This is a genomic window from Microbacterium dauci, from assembly GCF_030065535.1.
GTDB lineage: Bacteria > Actinomycetota > Actinomycetes > Actinomycetales > Microbacteriaceae > Microbacterium > Microbacterium dauci.
The window spans coordinates 21993-38227 of the sequence record NZ_JASJND010000005.1; the positions used below are offsets into that span (position 1 = coordinate 21993).

Here is a 16235-nt window from a genome sequence, read left to right on the forward strand (position 1 = left end):
GGTCAGGCAGGGAGCAGCTCGAGGGCGAGGGGGCGCCACTGCGGGCGGAAGAGGTACAGGCAGCCCAGGCGCAGGCGGGTCGCGGCGGCGTAGGCGGCCAGGCGGGTGGCATCCGCTCCCACGGCATCGGCGGTGCGATCGATCCACTCGCGGGCGACGTCGGCGCGCTCGGGTGACCAGTGTCGCTGCGCGAGGCGCAGGTCGACGTGGACGCGCAGGTTCGCGAGGTCGAGCTCGGGCTCGGCGCGGGCCACAGTGTCGACGTCGAGTACGCCGATGCGCTCGCCGTCCCACAGCAGCTGCTTGTCGTGCAGGTCGCGGTGACTGAGCACGAGGAGGGGTGAAGGGTGCCGCCGCAGCCCACGGGTCACTGCGGCGGCACCGGTCTCGAGGGCGGCGGCGCGCCCCGGCAGCGCGCGCACTGCGTGCGCGACCCACTCCTGGGCGACCCGGGCCTCGGCCGCCGCGTCATGCACCGGCGCGTCGCCGGGGTCGTTCGCGACCGTGCGGACCCAGCCGGTGTGCCACGCGCGCCACGCGGCATCCCAGTCGCGATCGGCCGTCGTCGGGTCGGCGCCGAGCGCGTGCAGGGTGCGACCGGCGACCGTCGAGAACCGCACGACGCCGCGCGCTTCGGCTCCGTGGTCGGGCGTGTGCTCGGGGACGGCGAAGACGCTGCCGAACGCTGCGGCCTGCGCGGATGCCGCGACGACGTCGGCCGCCTTCCGTGGGCGCACGACCTTGAGGTACCCGCCGTCCGCCCGCACGACCGCGCGCTTGCCTGGCCGGTGCGACACGAGGTCGCCGGTGACGTCGGCGAGTCCGGGGAGCGACGGGTCGACACCGGCGGGGTCGGCGGTGATGCGGCCGCCCGACCACCACGCGCCACGCACCCTTCCGTCGGCGCGGAGTTCGACCGGCTGCGGGCCCGACGCGACCGGCCAAGCGCGCGAGACCGTCCACGTCTCGCCGTCGACGCGGGCGGTGGCGGGGAGGTCGACGGCGCTCATGCGGCCACCCCGGCCGTGACGTCGGCGGCCAGGTCGATCGCCCGGCGCATCGCCGTCGGCCACGACGGGTCGCCGGTGCGGAACGGTTCGACGGCGCGCTGGAGGGCGGCCGTCGCCGTCCAGCGGGCGAGGGCAGCCTCGTCGAGCTCGCCCTCGTATCCACTGCGGAGCGCATCGGTCAGCTCAGCGCCGCGGCCCGCGAGCAACTCGCCGGCGGCGAAGGCGCCCAGGTCGCGCTCCGGCTCGCCGAGCCCGGCGCGGTCGAAGTCGATGAGCCGCACGTCGCCCTCTCCGACGAGCACCTGGTCGGCGGTGAAGTCGCCGTGGACGGCGCCGCTGCGCACCCCGACAGGGAGTCGGTGGATGCCGCCCGCGACGCGCTCCGCGCGCGCACCGAGGTCGGGGTCGAGCACGGCGATCGCGTCGACCGCGCCGGTGAGATCGGCGTCGCCGGTCGTCGACGGTGCGAGCTCGCCCGCGACGTGCCACGGCGCGCGGTGGAGCGCCGCGAGCGCGCGGCCGGCCGCGGTCGCGGCATCCGCGTCGGGGTGATCTGCGAGGTCGCCGTCGCCCCACCAGGGGGTCGCCTGCACGCCGGTCGCGACGGGCTGCGACGGGAGGACGAGGAGCCCGGCTTCCGCGAGACGGGCGGTGAGGGGTGCGGCATCCGCCGCCGAGACCTTCATCGCCCGGTCGCCGACCCGGACCACGAGCCGCCGGTGCGGGTTGTAGCGCAGGACGGTGTCGCCCCAGGCGCCGCCGAGTGCGCGCCGGCCCCGGCGCAGCACCGGTCCGAGGACGCGGTCGGCGGAGATGGTGCCGGCAGCGGTCTGCGCGAGGCCGCCGACGTCTACGACGACCGCACCGGAGCGCCGCGCGCGGTGCCGGGTCTTCGCGAGCTTCTCGGGGTCGGCGTAGGCCGCGACCCAGCCGTGCGCGTCGCCCTGCCGCACGCCGAGGACGAGGCTCGTGCCCGGCTTGTAGCGCACCCGCTCGATGACGGTCGGGGCGCCGAGCAGGTCGGTCATCCGATCGGCGTCGAGGAGGTCTGCGACGGGCAGCTGCGGGTCGCGGGCCGCGAGGTCGGCGATCATCGTGACACCTCCTCGGCGTCCATCGCGCGGCGCGCGGTCTCGAACCACGACGAGAGGCGGCTCGACGTATCGGCGAGGAGGATCTCGGGGGCGCCGTCCTCGACGATCCGGCCGCCCTCGAGCCACAGCACGCGGTCGGCGCCGACGACCGCGGCGGGATCGTGTGTGATCGTCACCGTCGTCTTGCCCTCGGTGAGTTCGCGGAGCGAGCGGTGCACGGCCTCGCGCGCCTCGGGGTCGAGCCCTGTGGTCGCCTCGTCGAGGACGACGATCGGCGCGTCGCGGAGGATCGCGCGGGCGATCGCGACGCGCTGCCGCTGCCCGCCCGAGAGGGTGTTGCCGCGGCCGCCGAGCACGGTGTCGTAGCCCTGTGGGAGCGCCGCGACGAAGTCGTGGGCGCGAGCGCGGCGGGCGGCATCCTCCACCTCCTCGTCGGTCGCGTCGAGCCGGCCGTGGCGGATGTTCTCGCGCACGGACGTCGCGAACAGGACCGTCTCCTGGAGGACGACCGAGATCGCGCCGCGCACGCTCTCGAGGGTCGCGTCGCGCACGTCGACGCCGTCGATCGTGACGCGCCCCCACACCGGGTCGATCGAGCGTCCGAGGAGGCCGACGAGCGTCGACTTGCCCGCTCCCGACGGGCCGAGCAGGCACACGGTCTCGCCGGCGCGCAGGTGCAGGTGCAGGTCGCTGAACAGCGGGGCGCCGCGGCCGTCGGCGAGGAACACGCCCTCGAACCGCACGTCGCCCGCCGTCGCCTCGAGCGGCACCGCGTCCGCCGCTTCGCGCACGTCGACGCGGGTGTCGAGCAGGTCGGCGACCCGCTCGCCCGACGCCGCGGCGCGCGCGATGCGGCCGGTGTACTTCGCGAGGTCCTTGAGCGGGCGCATCGCGAGCTTCAGGTAGGCGGTGAAGACGACGAGGTCGCCGGGCGACATCTGGTTCTGGAGCACCTGCCAGCCGCCGCCGACGAGCACGACCGCGAGTGCGACGCCGACGATCACGTCGGTGCGCCGTTCGAGCGCGGCAGCGAGGCGTCGCGCCTTCACGCCCTCGCGCAGCGCGACGCCGTTGCCCTGGTCGAACACGTCGCCGCGCGAGCGCTCGAGGCCGTACGCCTGCACGACGCGGATCGCGTCGAGGGTCTCGGACGCCGACTCTGCGAGCCGGCCCTCGCCCTTGCGGGTCGTCCGGGACGCCTCGGTGATCGCCGTGCCCGACTTGCGCGAGAGGAGGAGGTATGCGGATGCCGCGACCGCGACGACCACGGTGAGCATCGGGTCGAGCCACAGCATGACCGCCGCGAGGGCGACGAGCGTGATGACGTTGCCGACGAGGGGGAGGCCGGCGCTGACCGCCACCTCCTGCAAACGCCCGACGTCGCCGACGAGCCGCTGCACGATGTCACCTGCGGGCGCCACCGAGTGGAACCGCACCGACAGCGACTGCAAGTGCTCGAAGACGCGGGCTCGCAGCTGCGTCGCGACGCGGGAGCCGACAAGGGCGAACGCGACGGTGCTGAGGTACGACGTGAGCGCCCGCAGGCAGACGATCACGAGCAACGCGCCGCCGCAGGCGAGGAGCAGCTCGACCGTCGCCGCCGGGATACCGGTGGTGGCCGCGCTCTGCGCGCCGAGGCTCACGGCGAGGGAGTCCACGACGATCTTCAGCGGCCACGGCTCCAGCACGCGGAACGCGACCTCGACGAGGAGGGCGAACAGGCCGCCGGTCAGCAGCCAGGCGTGCGGCCTGAGGAACGGACGCACGGTCGCGAGGGTGCGCCGGATGGGCCTAGCCTTCGGGGTGGTCACGGCTGGTTCCTTCTTGCGGGTCTTGCGCTCGGCCTTGCGATCGCGGCGCTTCATGCCGGCACCTCCGCCGAGGTGTCGGCGAGGATGCGCTCGAGCACCTGCGACCAGTCGTGGTGGGCGACCGCGTCGGTGCGAGCCTCGGCGCCGAGCCGCTCGCGGAGCGCCGGGTCGTCGGCGAGGCGGGCCAGCGCGCGGGCGAGGTCGGCGGCCGAGCCGGGCTCGACGAGGAGTCCTGATCGGCCGTCGGCGACGATCGCGGGGATCTGTCCGATGCGGGATGCCACGACCGGTAGCCCCGCGGCGAGGTACTCGTAGACCTTCAGCGGCGAGAAGTACGCCTGCCCGTCGGGGTAGGGCGCAGCCCCGACGTCGAGGTTCGCGAGGTGGCGGGGGATGTCGGCGGGGCGGACGGCGCCGGTCTCGGTGAGCGCAACGCCGCGCGCCGCAGCACGGGCGCGGAGGGATGCCGCTTCGGGGCCGTCGCCGATGAGCGTCAGCGTCGCCCGGTCGCCGAGCATCGCGACGGCGTCGATGAGCACCTCGACGCCGTGCCAGGGCTTGAGCGTGCCGACGAAGCCGACCCGCAGCGGGCCGTCGTCGCCGCGGTGGATCGGGCGGATGCGGGACGTGTTCACGCCGTTCGGCGCGACGATCGGGGCCGCGGCGCCGTGCGCACGCGCCCAGTCGGCGACCGGCTCCGAGACGCACGCGACCACGTGGGCCGTGGTGAGCGCCGTACGCGCTGCGGACTCGGCCTCGGCGTCGTCGACGAGCACGCGATGCTCGCGCTGCTCGTCGATGAGTGGGGCGTTCACTTCGAGCACGACGCGCGCGCCCGTGGCATCCGCGATGTGGGCGCCCGCGCGGCTGAACAGCGAGAACCGCTCGTAGACGAGGTCGAAGCCGTCCTGCGCCGCGCGGATCGCGAGCAGGGCGGATGCCGCGGCGATCGACTGCTCGCGCTCGGCGGGATCGCCGCCCGCCACGCGCACTTCGACGACGCGGACCTCGGCGAGGTCGTCCGGCACGTCGTGCCCCCGTCGCGTGCAGTACACGACGACCTCGTCGCCGCGGGAGCGGAAGGCGCGGATGATCTCCTGGATGTGGACGGACGAGCCCTTCGTCCCGAACACGGGGACGCCGGGGTCGGCGCAGACGTACGCGACGCGCATCACGCCACCTCCTCGAGCGAGACGCCGGCGGTGAGCGCGGCGAGCAGGCCGGCCTGCCTGCGGGAGTCGAACTCGCGCTCCACCAGTCGGCGGGCGCGGGCCGAGATCGCCGCGGCATCCGTCGTCCCGTCGGCGAAGCCGCGGAGGGCTGCGACGAGGTCGTCGACCGACCCGGCGCGGCACAGCACACCGGTCTCGCCGTCGCGGACGATCTCGGGGATGCCGGTCACGTCGGTCGAAATGCAGGGGACGCCCGTCGCCATCGCCTCGAGCAGGACGGTGGGCAGGCCGTCCGCGTTGCCGTCGGCCGAGACGACGCACGGTGCGACGAAGACATCGGATGCCGCGAGCAGACGGGCCACGTCGTGCTGCGGCAGCGGGCCGGCGAGCCGAACCCGGTCGTCGAGGTCGGCCGCGGCGATCTGTGCCGCGAGGTCGCCCTGCAATTCGCCCGTACCGGCGAGTTCGACGAGGACGTCGACGCCCTCGGCCCGAAGCTCCGCGACCGCGCGGATCAGCACGTCGAAGCCCTTCTTCGCGACGAGTCGCCCCACCGCGGCGACGTGCAGCGGACCCGACCGGACCGGCCGCGGGCGGACCGGGAACCGGTCGAGCTCGAGTCCGTTGTAGAGGCGCGAGACGCGGTCGGTGCTCGGCAGGGTGCGCTCCAGGAAGGCCTGGTTGAAGTCGCTGACGGTCACTGCGAACGCGGCATCCGCGAACTTCCGCGCCAGATCGTCGTGGTCGACGCTCTCGTGGAAGAGGTCTTTCGCGTGCGCCGTGAACGAGTACGGGATGCCGCTCACGAGCGACGCCAGTCGGGCGACGGTCGTCGCTGCTGAGGCGAAATGCGCGTGCAGGTGGGTGATGCCCTCGCTGCGTGCGGCCGTGGCGAGCAGGACCGCCTGCACGGCGTCGTCGACCTCGGCGGCGAGGAGCTCGTCGAGATGGTCGGCGGCGCCCGCGCGGGTGCGGTCGTCGGCCGAGCGGAGCGCAGCCCACAGTGTCGACGGCTTCTGCGGCCGGTCGAGGTAGACGACGGGCGCCGTCACGCGGGCGAGCTCGGGGTGGAAGCGAGCGTCGTTGGTCGGCCGGAGCGAGAAGATCACGAGGTCTTCGCCCTGCGCTTCTCGCGCGAGGATCTCGGTCACGACGAACGTCTCTGAGAACCGCGGGTACACCTTCGTGACGTACCCGATCCGGGGTGCCGATTCAGCCTGCATTGCCCATCACCGCCTTCCGTGCGCGTGCCGCACCGACGAGGTCGGCGGCCATCCCGGCGACGGTCCGGAGTCCGTCGAGGTCGATCCCGGTGCGGTCGACCCGGGTGTCGACGGCGCGGGCGAAGAACGCGGTGAGCGCTTCGGGGGTGGCATCCGCTGCGGCGATCGTCTCGACCGCGCCGCGGGCGGCGAGGGCGTCTGCGCGGAGCGGCTGTTCGATGCGCCGGTTGGCCCGGGGGACGATGAGCGCCGGCGTTCGGGTGCTCATGATCTCGGCGACCGCGTTGTAGCCGCCCATGCTCACGACCGCGCTCGCGCGGCGGATCAGGGCGAGGGCATCGGGCACCGAGCGGGTCACGGTGGTCTCGGGCCCGGCCGCCTCGCGGATCGCCCGCCGGTCCTCATCGGGCATCTCGGGCCCGGTGACGATGACGTGACGGATGCCGCCCGGCACGGTCGCCCGCGCCGCCGCGGCCGCGATCGCGCCGCCGTCGGAGCCGCCGCCGACCGTGGTGAGCACGAACGGTTCGTCGGCGACCGGATGTCCGCGCCCTGGTCTGCCGTGGCTGAGGTAGCCGGTGTGGCGGACGAGCGGGGCGAGACCGGCGGGAAGCTCGCCGGTGCGGGTGAGGTCGTGGACGGTCGGGTCGCCGTACACCCAGATCTCGTCGTACGTCTTGCGGACCGCGTCGGCACCGCCGATCGCCGCCCACTCGCGCCTCGTCGCGGCGGGCTCGTCGAGCACGTCGCGCAGGCCCAGGATCGTCGTGCACGACGGGCGGTTGCGGCGCAGCCAGCGCAGTGCCGGGGCGAGCTCGCGCTCGACCCCGAACGCGTGACGGTCGACGATGAAGAGGTCGGGGCGGAAGGCGGCCATGGCCGCCTCGACGCTGCCGCCGCGCACGGCCGTGATCCGTTTGAGCCCCGTGGTCAGTCGCTGCGACGAGTACCCCTGGGGGCCCGTCGTGATGCTCGGCAGGATCAGCCAGTCCCAGCCGGGCGGCGTCGGGAACGCGGTCGCGGCGGACTGCCCGCTGATGAGCAACCCCGTGACCTCGTCACCGAGCGCGTCCGGCAGGTGCGTGGACAGCGTGTGCGCGAGGGCGAGGTTGCGCCGCACATGGCCGAGCCCGACGGAATCGTGGGAGTAGAGCGCGATGCGGATGACCATGGGGCGACCTCCAGGCGGGGGTGGAGCAGCGGGATGGAGCTGTGGACGGTGAAGCGATCCCTCTACCGTGCAAGCCCCCGCTAAGCCCAGGGTGAGCCCTTCGTGAGAGCGCGCTTACTTGCGCGTTACCTGCCGTTGACATGCCCCAGGCGGCGACCATAGGCTCGGATCGGCGACTGGGGAAAGCGCATTCCGAAGTTCGATGATGAACGACCGAAGGTGAATCCGATGAGAAGACCCGTCCGCACATCCGTCGTCGCCGCGCTCGCCGCGACGGCCCTCGTCATCCCGGCCCAGGCCGCGATGGCACAGCCGGGACACGGCCCCGGCAAGCCGAAGCCCGCGGCATCACCGCAGCTCGAGAAGCTCGATCGCGGTCTTGTCGCGCTTCCGGGAGACGACGGCATCCGCCTCACCTGGCGTCTCTTCAAGAGCGAGGCCACGGGGGCGTCGGCGACCGGGCTCACCGGCACCGACTTCGTCGTGAAGCGCGACGGCAAGCGCATCGCGACCGTCACCGACTCGACCACGTATGTCGACCCGGACGGCACGGAGCGCTCGCGGTACACCGTCTCGCCGCTGCAGGGCAAGCGCGAGGGCAAGCCCTCCGACAAGGTCACGGTGCAGGGGTCGCCGTTCCTCGATATCCCGCTCTCCAGGCCCGCCGACGGCGTCACGCCCGCGGGCGAGGCGTACACGTACTCCGCGAACGACGTCTCCGTCGGCGACGTGGACGGCGACGGAGCATACGAATACGTCGTCAAGTGGGACCCGTCGAACTCGAAGGACGTCTCGCAGGTCGGCTACACCGGCCCGGTCTACATCGACACGTACGAGCTCGACGGCACACTGCTGAACCGCATCGACCTGGGTGTGAACATCCGCGCCGGCGCGCACTACACGCAGTTCCTCGTCTACGACTTCGACGGCAACGGCAAGGCCGAGATCATGCTCAAGACGGCGCCGGGCACGAAGAGCACCGAGTACAAGAAGGGCAAGGCGAAGAAGGCCGAGTTCGTCACGATGCCGAAGGCCGACCGCAAGGCCGGCTACTCCCACTCCGACGACTACCGGATGAGCGCCGAGGACTACGCGACCCACCTCGCGGACGTTTTCGAGGGATGGTCGGAGCGCGAGGAGATCGTCTCGGGTCAGTGGCCGGCAACGCTGGAGGAGGCGCTCGGCGCCGAGCCGCAGTACGACTACCCGCTGAGCCGCGCCGACGCCGAAGAGCTTGTCGACTACTTCATCGACGTCTACGCTCCCTCGCGCTCGGCCCGCAACGTGCTGCGGAATTTCGAGGGCTTCATCGTCGACGGTCCCGAGTACCTCACGGTGTTCGAGGGCAAGACCGGCAAGGAGCTCGAGACGGTGCGCTACGAGCCGGGCCGCGGCGACGACGGGCTGCTGTGGGGCGACTATGCGATGTCGCGGATCGAGCCGGGCAACCGCGTCGACCGCTTCCTCTCGGGCGTCGCCTACCTCGACGGAACACGACCCTCAGCAGTGTTCGCCCGCGGGTACTACACGCGCTCGACCGTCGCGTCCTACGACTGGAACGGCAAGCACCTCACGAAGCGCTGGTTCGTCGACAGCGGCCATGTGCCGATGACGAACCCGTTCAACGACGGCCCGCACGGGCGCGACGGCACCGACCCCGAGTACGGCACCCTCACGACGCAGGGCTTCCACAGCCTGAGCGCCGCCGACGTCGACGGCGACGGCAAGCAGGAGATCGTCTACGGATCCGCGACCCTCGACGACGACGGCAGCCTGCTCTACTCCTCGTTCGACACGATGCCCGCAGGCAGTGCGACGCCCGGCGAGAACGTGCGTCTCGGTCACGGCGACGCGATGCACGTCGGCGACTTCGACCCGAACCGCCCCGGCAAGGAGATCTTCACCGTCCACGAGGGCGGCGCGTACGCCCCGTACGGCACGGCGATGCGGGATGCCGCGACCGGCGAGGTGCTCTTCGGGGCGTACTCCGGTCGCGACACCGGTCGCGGGATGGTCGGCGACGTTCGGCCCGACGTCGACGGTGTCGAGCTCTGGTCGAGCATGCCCGCCGGAACGGATGCCTCCGGGCTCCTCTCCGCCTCCGGCGACGTGCTCCAGTCCACCAACCCGGGCACGAACATGTCGATCCGGTGGGCCGGGGACCTGACGACGCAGATCGTGAACGGCGCGCAGACCGTGACCCCCACGATCGACGACTGGACGCGCGGGACGATGCTCACGGCATCCGGAACCCTCACCAACAACGGCACGAAGGGCAACCCGTCGCTCGTGGCCGACGTGCTGGGGGACTGGCGCGAGGAACTGCTCGTGCGCACGGCGGACTCGTCGGCGCTGCGTATCTACGTCTCGACGGAGCCGACGGAGCACAAGCTCTACACGCTCATGCACGACCCGCAGTACCGGGCCGAGATCGCGCGTCAGCAGACGACGTACAACCAGCCCGCGTACACCGACTTCTACCTGGCGTCCGACATGTCCTTCGAGGACGTGCCGCTGGGCTGGGATGGTTCGACCCGCGGTCGTTGAGCGAGCGCAGCGAGACGAAACGTCCTTCGCATGGTTGGGCGTTTCGTCTCGGTCGCTGCGCTCCCTCGCGGGGCGACCGGTGTGTTGCAGCGGTCGTTGAGCGGGTCCAGCGAGTCGAAACGCCCGTACCGGGTGGTGGGTCAGAACGGCGGGAGGGTGACGTCGGCAGGGGTGAACGCAACAGCGGGCCGTGGTGCGTCTTCTCTGTAGATCCTGCCGAGGGGTGAGGTCCATTCCAGGACGCCACCCAAAAGTTGTCGAACTCTCCAACATGTGAACTGCTTCATCGAATGATGTCGCTGACACAGGTGGCACAGGTTGCAGGTGTGGGTCTTCCCGCCGAGCGCATGATCCTCGTTGTGGTCAATCTCGCAGCGGACCGCCGCCTGGCGGCATCCGGGGAACCGGCAGTGCTGGTCCCGCGCCTGCAGGTACCGCCGCATCGCCTCGGGCACTCGGTACGAATCGACCGCGAGCACGGCACCAGTGACCGGGTGGGTCACGAGCCGCTCCCACTGGGTGTTTCCTGCCGCGAGTTGACGAGCAGTCGCCGCGTCGATGGGGGAACGGCCCACCAGGTCGCAGGCGTCGTGGTCGTCGCCCGCGAGTGCGTGCGCGGGGATCACGACCTGGATGCGCGCGCGGATCTTGCCGAGCGGCCCGGCGCTGGTGTCGCGGGTCTCGTCGAGCGCGGGTGTGCCGGCGAGGAGGAGGTCGGCGAGGAGGTCTGCCCGGACTTGGTCCATGGTGCGCGCGTCGGTGGTGACGATCTCGGCGCGGGAGTGGTCGCCCGTGGTTCCATCGGTGCTGTCGAGTCCGAGTCCCGCGCCCGCCGCGCGTTCGCCGCGGGTGTCGATGATCGCACGGCCCATCCGGGTGAGACGGTCGTGTGCACCCTCGACGAGCGCGGTCGGCATCGTCGCGATCAGGTCCGACATCCCATCCCGGCCAGGCACGATCCGCACGCACCGACCAGCTGCGGCCTCTTCGTGTCGTTCCGCGAACGAGCGCGGATGGAGGTGTTGCGCGAGCATCTCCAGCGCGGGCCGGACCCGGTTCGGGGTGTCCCGTTCGCACTTGGGGACCGCGGCATCCGCGAACGCGCCTCGCAACTCTGGCGGGAGTACCGAACCGGCGGCCACGATCGTGAGGACGTGCCCCCGCACGATGCGGCCTGCCTCCCACGCCTCGAGCGCGGCGGGGTAATCCTCGACGATCGTGCGTGCTTCGTCGATCCGGCGTTGCATGGTCCGGTCGGCGACTCGCATGATCCCGCCGAGCTCGGCGGAGATCGACCGGAGCGCCATGTCTCGCTCGCGGACCCGCGCGGGCGACCCGGCGGACGTCTTCTCGGCGAGCGCGGCCGCGGCGGCGAGCAGTCGGACCTCGCGGATCTGTACGGCAGCGGCATCCTGAGCCAAGCCCTCCATCCCATGAGCGAGCCCGGCGAGAGACGCCGTGAAGGCGTCCGATCCGGGAGTCTCTGCGGGGCTGGTCATACCTCCATTGTGGTGAGGGGGTACGACATTGGAGAGCTCGATTCGGGCTTCTGAACCCCAGGTCAAGATGAGAAAGAGTTCATCATTTCAATCGCACGGGTCACGTGGTGTCGGGCTGCGTCAACGGCTCCCGCGGACGAGGGCATTGACGGAGCGCTGCCAGTCGCGGAGCTGCCACATCGGGTGGTGCGGGGCGGCGTTCGAGCAGGGGACCGCGCCCCACACGCCGTGCGCGAGGGCGGTGCGGATGCCGTGTTCCGCGAGCCCGCGCCCGATCTCACCCTCCTCGAACGAACCGTGCAACGGCGTATAACCGACCCATCCCTCGCCGACGAGCGCGGGGACACCCTGCCAGCGCGCCCACTCGGCGATCGCGATCACGCGGGACTCGATCTCGCGGCGCATCACCTCGGCGTACGGCGGGTACGCGGCATCCAGCCACGCGTCCCACGCCTCGACGTCGACCCAGTCGTACCCGTAGATCATCTGGTCGGTGACGACGGTCGCCCGCAGCTTCCACTCGGCCGGTCGGCCGTACTCCGCGGGCGTCGGTGCGTCCGTTAGCAGCAGCGCCTGCAACTCGGCGTTCGGGAAGCCCTCGCTGCCCTCGGACCGGATGTCGATCCGCTGCTGCAGGGCGTCGAGCACCCCGTAGCTGTACACGTGGAACTGCGCGGCCCCGAGTCCGCCGGGCACTCGGTGCATCGCGAGATGCGGAGGCTTGCCGTAGCTGGCGGTGATCAGCAGATCCGGATGCCGCGATCGCAGCCGCACGACCTCGTGGGCTCCGCCGTCCCCCAGCGCAGGGAGGATCGAGAAGTCCACTTCGTTGTGCAGCTCGACGAGCGCGACGAGATCGCGGAACCCCTGCGCATCGATCCACGTGAGCATTCGATCCCACGCGTCGGCCAGTGACCGGTAGCGCTCGTCGAGTGGCACGGCGTCGATCGCCTCGAACCACCGCGGCGACCGCGCGAACGACGGCGACTGCTGGTACTCCCAGCTCGCGAGGATCAGCACGAGCCCGTGACGCCGGGCGGCGGCGAACAACTCGGCGAGGTGCGCGAGCAGGTCGATCCGGTAGCCGCCGGGGGTGTCGTACCAGCGGGTCCGCTGCCCGTAGTACCCGCCGCCGGGCGCGGCGCCGAGGCCTTCGATGTCGAGGTCCCGCGCGAGATCGTCGAGCCCGAGCCCGCCGAACAGCAGCATCGGGGCCGCGCAGATGCGGAGCGCGTTGTAGCCGAGTGTGGCGGCGTCGGCGCACGCGGCATCCAAGTCGGCGTAGACATCGCCTTCACCAGCGCGCGTGTACCAGGAGAAGTCCCACAGCGTGATCGCCAGCCGCTCCGGCAGGTGCTCCGGGACGGGCCCGGTCAGCCCCGACGTGTCGCGGGCGACGGTGCCGGAACCCAGGTAGCGCTCGGTCATGCGTCCATCCTCTCGAGTCGCGAAGCGGATGCCGCATCCGCGCGCCCCTGCACAGCGAAGGCTCGCAGCACCTCGGCGTGCTCGCGGCGGCGCTCTGGGGTGTCGAGGTCGAACACGAGCAGCTCCGGGAGCGAGGTCGCGAAGTAGTCCACGGCGTCGGGCGTCGCGTCGATCTCGTTCGCGCGTGCCTCCAGCGCGTCCCACGCGGCGGCAGCCAGGTCGTGCTCGCCGAGCCGCGTGTGCGCGACCCCGATCCAGAACGTCGCGGCGTCCGCCGGCCGCGGCGCGACCGCGAGCGGCGTCGCGGCGCGGGCGGCCTGCCACGCGGCATCCGCTCCGGCGACATCGCCGGACGCGCGACGCGCGTCACCGAGCAGGACCAACCGCTCCGCGAGCGGGACCGACGGATGCCGCCCCTCGCCGAGGTTCGCGGGTGCGGCGATCCCCGCCTCGAGCAGCTCCGCCGCGCCGGCGGCGTCGCCCGCGTCGAGGAGCCGCCGCGCGACCGCGCACGCGGCCCGGTCGTACGCGGCGAGGACCACGCCCTCGCCGCCCTCGAATGCGCGGAACGTGCGCGTCGTCACGATGGCCCACGCCGCGTCGATCCGCCCGGCGTCGAGGAGGAGCCCGACGTGCACGACGGACAGGTCGTCGCGCGTCGGGATAACCTCGCGGTGCCGCTCGATCAGGGCCAGTCTGGCGGCGGCATCCGTCCCGGTCAGCTGCGCGACGAGGTCGCGCTCGAGGACGAGGCGCCCGTCGACGCGCACCGCGAGCGCGACCTCGTAGAGCTCGGCGGCGTCGGCGGGGTCGCCGCCCGCGCGCACCGTCGCAAGTGCGAGGTTCCGGAGGGTGACCGGATCGGCGGCGCCGCCGTCGATCGCCCGCTGGAGGGCGTCGCGGGCGTCGGCGTCGCGCCCGGCGTCGATGAGCCACGAGCCGAGCAGACTCGCCGCAGCGGTCGACCCGCGTGCTACACCGGTGACCAACGCGTCGTGCTGGTCGAGGCCGGCGGGGAACGCGCCGTCGAGTTCGAGCGCATCTGCCGCCGCCCGTTCCGCCGAGGCCGTCGCGGCGTCACCGAGTGCATCCGCCCACGCGGCGCGCAGCAGCCGCCGCGCGGGTTCCACGTTCCCGAATCCCGCGGGTCCTGTCGCGGTCGCCGCCGTCACGGCGAGGGCCTCGCGCCACGCGCCGACGCGGGCGAACTCCGCCCCCGCGTCGAGCGCGGTGCGCGGGTCGACGGGTGTGCCCGCGCCCGCGAGCAGCATCGTCACGGGGTCGAGCGGGTCGGCCGCGACGAGCGCGTCGAGCGCCTCGCGGGCCTCCGCCTCGCGACCCAGCGCGCGCAGCGCGAGTGCCCGCACCCGCTGCGCCTCGGGAATGGATGCCGCGCCTTCGGCGAGCCGCAGCGCGTCGCCCGCCCGCCCGTTCCGCAGCGCGATGCGTGCGCGGCCGAGTGCTGCCGGCGCCGCCCAGACGGCGTTCCAACCGGCGCGGCCCCAGCGGCGGTCGGCGCCGGCGTCGTCGCCGAGCCGCTCGAGGACGAGCGCGAGCAGGGCGTGCGCCTCGCCGTCGCGCGGGTTCAGGTTGCGGCGGGTCTCGCGCGCCACCGCGATTTCGAGGTGCTCCCGCGCGGCGGCGTACGCGCCGCGGTTCAGGTGCCACGCGCCGAGCGCGGTGCGGGCGCGGATGTCGCCCGGATCGCGCCGGAGCAGCTCCTCCAGGTACGGCAGCGGCGACCGGGTCGGATGCCGGTACTGGATGAGGTGCATCGCGGTCGCGTACAGCTCGTCGGCCGCGTCGATCTCGGTCGGCTGCGGCGGTGCCGTGGCGACCCACGGCTCGCCGGCATCGTCTTCGCGGCGGCGCCAGGCGACGAGCTCGCGGTCGCCCTCATGGACGGATACTGCGACGGCCTCGCCGTCCACCTCGGTCGTCCAGGGTGCGTCGGGCCCGAGCGGCGCCGCCGCCTCGATCGTCGAACCGTCGGCGAGGGTGATCGCGACGCGGGCGTCGTGCGCGCTGGTGGCGATCGCGGAGACGCGCGAACCGGACACCGACACCGCGGCATCCGTCGTCGCCTGCCGCACCGGACCGGTCGCGTGGATCGGGTACCAGTACTGCCGGAACGTTTTCGTCTCGCCGGGGACGAGCCAGGCGAAGTCGGGCTGGTTGTCGGTGTAGACGCCCGCCATGAGCTCGACATACGGACCGTCGGTGTCGGTGAGCTGGTCGTCCCAGGCGCGGCCGATCGGGCCGTCGCCCCACGTCCACTGCTTCTTGCCGGGCGAGAGCGCGGGGTCTGCCCAGTGGACGAAGCCCGCGTCGGCGTCGTGGTCGTACCCGCCGAAGAACGCGTCGGCGGTGTCGGTGATCATGTACGACGTCGGGACCGGGATGTTGCTGTAGATGTCGATGCGGTCGGCGTCAGGCCGCTCGGCGGCGAGGGCGGGGTAGTCGACGCCGTAGTACGGCCGGTCGGCGCGCGGGAACGCCGTGATCGCGCGGCGCGCGTGGTCGGCGACGAACCGGACGTCGTCGGGGAAGAACGACTGGTACCGCTCGTGCGAGCGCGCGGCGACGTTCGCCCACCACAGGAAGGTCTGCGGCACGTCGGTGCGGTTGTGGAGGCGCGCGTCGAGTTCGATCAGCGACGATCCCGGGCGAAGTCGGATGCCGTGGAGTCCACGCATCCGCTGCAGCGGGTCGAGATCGCTGTGCCACACGACGACGGCCCCGTCGCCCTCGCGCTCGATGCGCGAATCGACCGGCAGGAACGTCGCGGGGCGGTGGTGCTGCGGCCAGTTGAACTCGACGCCGCCCGACATCCAGGGGCCCGCGAGCCCGACGAGGGCGGGTTTGATGACGTTGTTCCGGTAGAAGAAGTCGTACCCGGCGACCTTGTCGTAGCCGATGTGGATGCGGCCGCCGATCTCGGGGAGCAGCATCAGCCGGACGTACGCGTTCTCGAGATGGATCGCCCGCCACGCGCGCGGGCGCTTCTCGTGCGAAATCGTCTCGGTCATCGGCAGCGGATACACCCGACCGCTCGAGCCCTGGTACACGCGACGCTCGAGGAACGCCGGGTACGGGTCGGGGTCGCCTGGCTCGTACGTGTCGATCTCGACGTCCTGCGCCCAGCAGGCCACGCCGCCGGCGTCGAGGATCGCCTGCTGGTCGGCCGGCGCCGCCGGGAGGTCGATCCGGCTGGTGGCGCGGCGGGGCAGGGTGTCGTCGTCGGTCACGAGGCGAATCTACGGTCGACGAGCGCATCGTT

The 16235-nt window shown here is 72.6% G+C and carries 10 protein-coding genes; 1 reads left to right on the top strand and 9 read right to left on the bottom strand.

Annotated features, from left to right (window positions below):
- Positions 1-2 precede the first annotated feature (2 nt).
- Genes QNI14_RS07340 through QNI14_RS07365 form a run of 6 tightly spaced genes read right to left on the bottom strand, consistent with a single transcriptional unit; the run spans position 3 to position 7481 of the window.
- On the bottom strand, positions 3-1010 hold the full coding sequence (locus QNI14_RS07340; protein ID WP_283715861.1) for a hypothetical protein: 1008 nt from the start codon (positions 1008-1010) through the stop codon (positions 3-5).
- Entirely contained in the window at positions 1007-2104 is a 1098-nt protein-coding gene (locus tag QNI14_RS07345; protein WP_283715862.1) for a phosphotransferase, read from the bottom strand. The genes QNI14_RS07340 and QNI14_RS07345 overlap by 4 nt, the downstream gene beginning before the upstream one ends.
- A complete protein-coding gene (locus QNI14_RS07350) occupies positions 2101-3969 on the bottom strand; it encodes an ABC transporter ATP-binding protein (RefSeq protein ID WP_283715863.1) in 1869 nt (622 codons plus the stop codon). Before QNI14_RS07350 ends, QNI14_RS07345 begins: the two co-directional genes overlap by 4 nt.
- Complete coding sequence (locus QNI14_RS07355) at positions 3966-5087, bottom strand: glycosyltransferase family 4 protein (RefSeq protein WP_283715864.1); 1122 nt, start codon at positions 5085-5087, stop codon at positions 3966-3968. The genes QNI14_RS07350 and QNI14_RS07355 overlap by 4 nt, the downstream gene beginning before the upstream one ends.
- The gene (locus tag QNI14_RS07360; protein ID WP_283715865.1) at positions 5087-6310 is read right to left on the bottom strand and encodes a glycosyltransferase; all 1224 of its coding nucleotides are present in this window, start codon (positions 6308-6310) and stop codon (positions 5087-5089) included. The genes QNI14_RS07355 and QNI14_RS07360 overlap by 1 nt, the downstream gene beginning before the upstream one ends.
- Entirely contained in the window at positions 6300-7481 is a 1182-nt protein-coding gene (locus QNI14_RS07365; protein ID WP_283715866.1) for a glycosyltransferase family protein, read from the bottom strand. The genes QNI14_RS07360 and QNI14_RS07365 overlap by 11 nt, the downstream gene beginning before the upstream one ends.
- Positions 7482-7700: 219 nt before the next feature.
- On the opposite strand from QNI14_RS07365, the gene QNI14_RS07370 reads away from it, so the two are divergent.
- On the top strand, positions 7701-10028 hold the full coding sequence (locus QNI14_RS07370; protein WP_283715867.1) for a rhamnogalacturonan lyase: 2328 nt from the start codon (positions 7701-7703) through the stop codon (positions 10026-10028).
- 140 nt (positions 10029-10168) lie between these two features.
- On the opposite strand, the gene QNI14_RS07375 is transcribed toward QNI14_RS07370, so the two are convergent.
- From QNI14_RS07375 to QNI14_RS07385, 3 genes are all read right to left on the bottom strand, one after another.
- Positions 10169-11527: an HNH endonuclease gene (locus tag QNI14_RS07375; protein WP_283715868.1), complete on the bottom strand. Its 1359-nt coding sequence runs from the start codon at positions 11525-11527 to the stop codon at positions 10169-10171.
- Positions 11528-11647: 120 nt separating this feature from the next.
- Positions 11648-12955, bottom strand: a complete 1308-nt coding sequence (locus QNI14_RS07380; RefSeq protein WP_283715869.1) for a cellulase-like family protein — start codon at positions 12953-12955, stop codon at positions 11648-11650.
- Positions 12952-16203: a DUF5107 domain-containing protein gene (locus tag QNI14_RS07385; protein WP_283715870.1), complete on the bottom strand. Its 3252-nt coding sequence runs from the start codon at positions 16201-16203 to the stop codon at positions 12952-12954. The genes QNI14_RS07380 and QNI14_RS07385 overlap by 4 nt, the downstream gene beginning before the upstream one ends.
- Positions 16204-16235 lie beyond the last annotated feature (32 nt).